At 57.9% G+C, this 5,497-nt stretch carries 3 rRNA genes; all 3 read left to right on the top strand.

The window, feature by feature from the left end:
• The first annotated feature begins 222 nt into the window (after nucleotides 1–222).
• Nucleotides 223–1,743: ribosomal RNA gene (locus tag D1825_RS01465) — 16S ribosomal RNA — on the top strand.
• A gap of 427 nt (nucleotides 1,744–2,170) precedes the next feature.
• A 23S ribosomal RNA gene (locus D1825_RS01460) occupies nucleotides 2,171–5,281 on the top strand.
• A 75-nt stretch (nucleotides 5,282–5,356) separates the two neighbouring features.
• Nucleotides 5,357–5,473 (top strand): 5S ribosomal RNA (rrf, locus tag D1825_RS01455).
• The 16S, 23S and 5S rRNA genes sit together here, the layout of an rRNA operon.
• Nucleotides 5,474–5,497: the final 24 nt, after the last annotated feature.

The following is a 5,497-nucleotide window of genomic DNA, read 5'->3' as shown; positions in this document are numbered from 1 at the left end:
GCGTCTGTTCCTTGAGAACTCAACAGTGTGCCAAGTAGTCGATGCCATATGGCCCGCCATCGTGCGGGTCTTGGTTGAGACTGGAGCCTGGTCCTCACCCCGTGAGGTGCTGGGTTCTGTATTCAGCCGAATCTGATTGGTCTTGCCCTTCGTCAGTGGGGAGCGGGACCGTTTCGTTTGTCGGTTGCCTGACCGCTTTGGTGGTTGGGTGCCATGTAGACATTAACGGAGAGTTTGATTCTGGCTCAGGACGAACGCTGGCGGCGTGCTTAACACATGCAAGTCGAACGGTGATGGCCAGCTTGCTGGTCTGATCAGTGGCGAACGGGTGAGTAACACGTGAGCAACCTGCCCTTCACTCTGGGATAACCACGGGAAACGGTGGCTAATACCGGATACGAGACGTACCTGCATGGGTGGCGTCTGGAAAGATTTATCGGTGGAGGATGGGCTCGCGGCCTATCAGCTTGTTGGTGGGGTAATGGCCTACCAAGGCGACGACGGGTAGCCGGCCTGAGAGGGCGACCGGCCACACTGGGACTGAGACACGGCCCAGACTCCTACGGGAGGCAGCAGTGGGGAATATTGCACAATGGGCGCAAGCCTGATGCAGCGACGCCGCGTGAGGGATGACGGCCTTCGGGTTGTAAACCTCTTTCAGCAGGGAAGAAGCGAAAGTGACGGTACCTGCAGAAGAAGCGCCGGCTAACTACGTGCCAGCAGCCGCGGTAATACGTAGGGCGCAAGCGTTGTCCGGAATTATTGGGCGTAAAGAGCTCGTAGGCGGTTTGTCGCGTCTGCTGTGAAAACCTGAGGCTCAACCTCGGGCTTGCAGTGGGTACGGGCAGACTAGAGTGCGGTAGGGGTGACTGGAATTCCTGGTGTAGCGGTGGAATGCGCAGATATCAGGAGGAACACCGATGGCGAAGGCAGGTCACTGGGCCGCAACTGACGCTGAGGAGCGAAAGCATGGGGAGCGAACAGGATTAGATACCCTGGTAGTCCATGCCGTAAACGTTGGGCACTAGGTGTGGGGCTCATTCCACGAGTTCCGTGCCGCAGCAAACGCATTAAGTGCCCCGCCTGGGGAGTACGGCCGCAAGGCTAAAACTCAAAGAAATTGACGGGGGCCCGCACAAGCGGCGGAGCATGCGGATTAATTCGATGCAACGCGAAGAACCTTACCAAGGCTTGACATACACCGGAAACTTCCAGAGATGGTTGCCCCGCAAGGTCGGTGTACAGGTGGTGCATGGTTGTCGTCAGCTCGTGTCGTGAGATGTTGGGTTAAGTCCCGCAACGAGCGCAACCCTCGTCTTATGTTGCCAGCGGGTTATGCCGGGGACTCATAAGAGACTGCCGGGGTCAACTCGGAGGAAGGTGGGGATGACGTCAAATCATCATGCCCCTTATGTCTTGGGCTTCACGCATGCTACAATGGCCGGTACAAAGGGCTGCGATACCGCGAGGTGGAGCGAATCCCAAAAAGCCGGTCTCAGTTCGGATTGGGGTCTGCAACTCGACCCCATGAAGTCGGAGTCGCTAGTAATCGCAGATCAGCAACGCTGCGGTGAATACGTTCCCGGGCCTTGTACACACCGCCCGTCAAGTCACGAAAGTCGGTAACACCCGAAGCCGGTGGCCCAACCCTTGTGGAGGGAGCTGTCGAAGGTGGGACTGGCGATTGGGACTAAGTCGTAACAAGGTAGCCGTACCGGAAGGTGCGGCTGGATCACCTCCTTTCTAAGGAGCATCTGGCAACGCGCCGGCCTGTCATGGGCTGGTGTGAGTTGTCCAGGCCCACGCCGAGACCGAATGTGTCGAGGGTGGTGCTCAAGGGTGGAACATCGACTACTGGCCGGCTCTGATGGTCGGTGGCTTCTAGTACGCCTGCAGCTTGCTGTGGGGAGGGAACGAAGGTCCACCGGGTGTGAGGGGTCGGCTTGGCACGCTGTTGGGTCCTGAGGGAACAGCCGAAAGGTTGTCCTTCGGGGCTGCGGCCCGATCATCATCCCTGAGGGGGTGGGGGTTGGGCTGGTGGCCTGCGGGCCGCGTTCTGCTGGTCGTACCGCTCCTAGATGGGGGACGGCGCCGGCGATGAGGATGCGGTGCCCGGTCGTAGCTTGAGAACTGCACAGTGGACGCGAGCATCTTTTTGAATGATCTTTGTGGTCAAGTTTATAAGGGCACAGGGTGGATGCCTTGGCACTAGGAGCCGAAGAAGGACGTGGTAGCCTGCGATAAGCCTCGGGGAGTTGGCAAACGAACCGTGATCCGAGGATGTCCGAATGGGGAAACCCCGCACGAGTCATGTCGTGTGACCCGCACCTGAATATATAGGGTGTGTGGAGGGAACGGCGGGAAGTGAAACATCTCAGTACCGCCAGGAAGAGATATTCCGTGAGTAGTGGCGAGCGAAAGCGGATCAGGCCAAACCGTATACGTGTTCAAGCCGGCAGGCGTTGCGTATGCGGGGTTGTGGGACCTTTCAGCTGGATCTGCCGATTCAGCAGGGAGTCAGAAAGTCGCGGTATAGTCGAACGGCATTGAAAGGCCGGGCACAGAGGGTGGAACCCCCGTAGACGAAATGCCGTGGCCTCCCGAAGGGGATCCCAAGTAGCTCCGGGCCCGAGAAACCTGGAGTGAATCAGCACAGACCACTGTGTAAGCCTAAATACTACCTAGTGACCGATAGCGGACAAGTACCGTGAGGGAAAGGTGAAAAGTACCCCGGGAGGGGAGTGAAATAGTACCTGAAACCGTGTGCCTACAATCCGTCGGAGCCTCCCTAGCAGGGGTGACGGCGTGCCTTTTGAAGAATGAGCCTGCGAGTTAGTGGTACGTGGCGAGGTTAACCCGTGTGGGGAAGCCGTAGCGAAAGCGAGTCCGAATAGGGCGATTCAGTCGCGTGCTCTAGACCCGAAGCGAAGTGATCTAGCCATGGGCAGGTTGAAGCGCGGGTAAGACCGCGTGGAGGACCGAACCCACCTGGGTTGAAAACCGGGGGGATGACCTGTGGTTAGGGGTGAAAGGCCAATCAAACTTCGTGATAGCTGGTTCTCCCCGAAATGCATTTAGGTGCAGCGTCACGCGTTTCTTGCCGGAGGTAGAGCTACTGGATAGCCGATGGGCCCCACCAGGTTACTGACGTTAGCCAAACTCCGAATGCCGGTAAGCCAGAGCGTGGCAGTGAGACTGCGGGGGATAAGCTCCGTAGTCGAGAGGGAAACAGCCCAGACCACCAGCTAAGGCCCCTAAGCGTATGCTAAGTGGGAAAGGATGTGGAGTTGCACAGACAACCAGGAGGTTGGCTTAGAAGCAGCCACCCTTGAAAGAGTGCGTAATAGCTCACTGGTCAAGTGATTCCGCGCCGACAATGTAGCGGGGCTCAAGTATACCGCCGAAGCTGTGGCATTCACACATCAGCTAAGCCTTCGTGGTTCAGGCGTGTGGATGGGTAGGGGAGCGTCGTGTGGCGAGTGAAGTCGCGGGGTGACCCAGCGGTGGACGCCACACGAGTGAGAATGCAGGCATGAGTAGCGAATGACGGGTGAGAAACCCGTCCGCCGAATGATCAAGGGTTCCAGGGCCAGGCTAATCCGCCCTGGGTAAGTCGGGACCTAAGGCGAGGCCGACAGGCGTAGTCGATGGACAACGGGTTGATATTCCCGTACCGGCGAAGAACCGCCCATACCGAGCCCGGTGATGCTAATCGTCCGAGCCGTAGCACAGTGACCTTCGGGTCGCGCCGCTACGGGGAGCACGAGACCCGAACCGGTAGTAGGTAAGCGTATTAACAGGAGTGACGCAGGAAGGTAGCCAAGCGTGGCGATGGTAGTCCACGTCCAAGGTCGTAGGGCGAGTTGTAGGCAAATCCGCAACTCACATAGCCTGAGAGCTGATGGTGACCGCAATAGCGGGAATTTGGTGATCCTATGCTGCCTAGAAAAACTTCGACGCGAGGTTCTAGCCGCCCGTACCCCAAACCGACTCAGGTGATCAGGTAGAGAATACCAAGGCGATCGAGAGAATCGTGGTTAAGGAACTCGGCAAAATGCCCCCGTAACTTCGGGAGAAGGGGGGCCTGAAGCGTGAACCGACTTGCTCGGGGAGCGTGTAGGGCCGCAGAGACCAGGGAGAAGCGACTGTTTACTAAAAACACAGGTCCGTGCGAAGTCGCAAGACGATGTATACGGACTGACGCCTGCCCGGTGCTGGAAGGTTAAGAGGACGGGTCAGCCGCAAGGCGAAGCTCAGAATTTAAGCCCCAGTAAACGGCGGTGGTAACTATAACCATCCTAAGGTAGCGAAATTCCTTGTCGGGTAAGTTCCGACCTGCACGAATGGCGTAACGACTTCTCCGCTGTCTCAACCGCGAACTCGGCGAAATTGCACTACGAGTAAAGATGCTCGTTACGCGCAGCAGGACGGAAAGACCCCGGGACCTTTACTATAGCTTGGTATTGGTGTTCGGTGCGGCTTGTGTAGGATAGGTGGGAGACTGTGAAGCCGGCACGCCAGTGTCGGTGGAGTCAACGTTGAAATACCACTCTGGTCGCTCTGGACATCTAACCTCGGTCCGTAATCCGGATCAGGGACAGTGCCTGGTGGGTAGTTTAACTGGGGCGGTTGCCTCCTAAAATGTAACGGAGGCGCTCAAAGGTTCCCTCAGCCTGGTTGGCAATCAGGTGGCGAGTGCAAGTGCACAAGGGAGCTTGACTGTGAGACCGACAGGTCGAGCAGGGACGAAAGTCGGAACTAGTGATCCGGCGGTGGCTTGTGGAAGCGCCGTCGCTCAACGGATAAAAGGTACCCCGGGGATAACAGGCTGATCTTGCCCAAGAGTCCATATCGACGGCATGGTTTGGCACCTCGATGTCGGCTCGTCGCATCCTGGGGCTGGAGTAGGTCCCAAGGGTTGGGCTGTTCGCCCATTAAAGCGGTACGCGAGCTGGGTTTAGAACGTCGTGAGACAGTTCGGTCCCTATCCGCTGCGCGCGCAGGAAACTTGAGAAGGGCTGTCCCTAGTACGAGAGGACCGGGACGGACGAACCTCTGGTGTGCCAGTTGTTCCGCCAGGAGCACGGCTGGTTGGCTACGTTCGGAAGGGATAACCGCTGAAAGCATCTAAGCGGGAAGCCTGCTTCAAGATGAGGTTTCCACGGGGACTCGATCCCCGAGAGGCTCCCAGCTAGACCACTGGGTAGATAGGCCGGATGTGGAAGAAGGGACTAAAGACCTTCGCAGCTGACCGGTACTAATAAGCCGACAACTTCACCACTTCATTCAAGTGCTACGCGTCCACTGTGCGGTTCCCGAGTAACGAACGGGAACCCGTTTGACAACTCGATAGCGTTACGGCGGTCATAGCGAGGGGGAAACGCCCGGTCCCATTCCGAACCCGGAAGCTAAGCCCCTCAGCGCCGATGGTACTGCACTCGCCAGGGTGTGGGAGAGTAGGACGCCGCCGGACATCATTCAGCAAAGAGCCACCCCT

Source organism: Cellulomonas rhizosphaerae, assembly GCF_003470205.1.
Taxonomy (GTDB): domain Bacteria; phylum Actinomycetota; class Actinomycetes; order Actinomycetales; family Cellulomonadaceae; genus Cellulomonas; species Cellulomonas rhizosphaerae.
The sequence above is the reverse complement of the archived record's forward strand: the minus strand, read 5'-3'. Positions and strand labels throughout refer to the sequence as shown.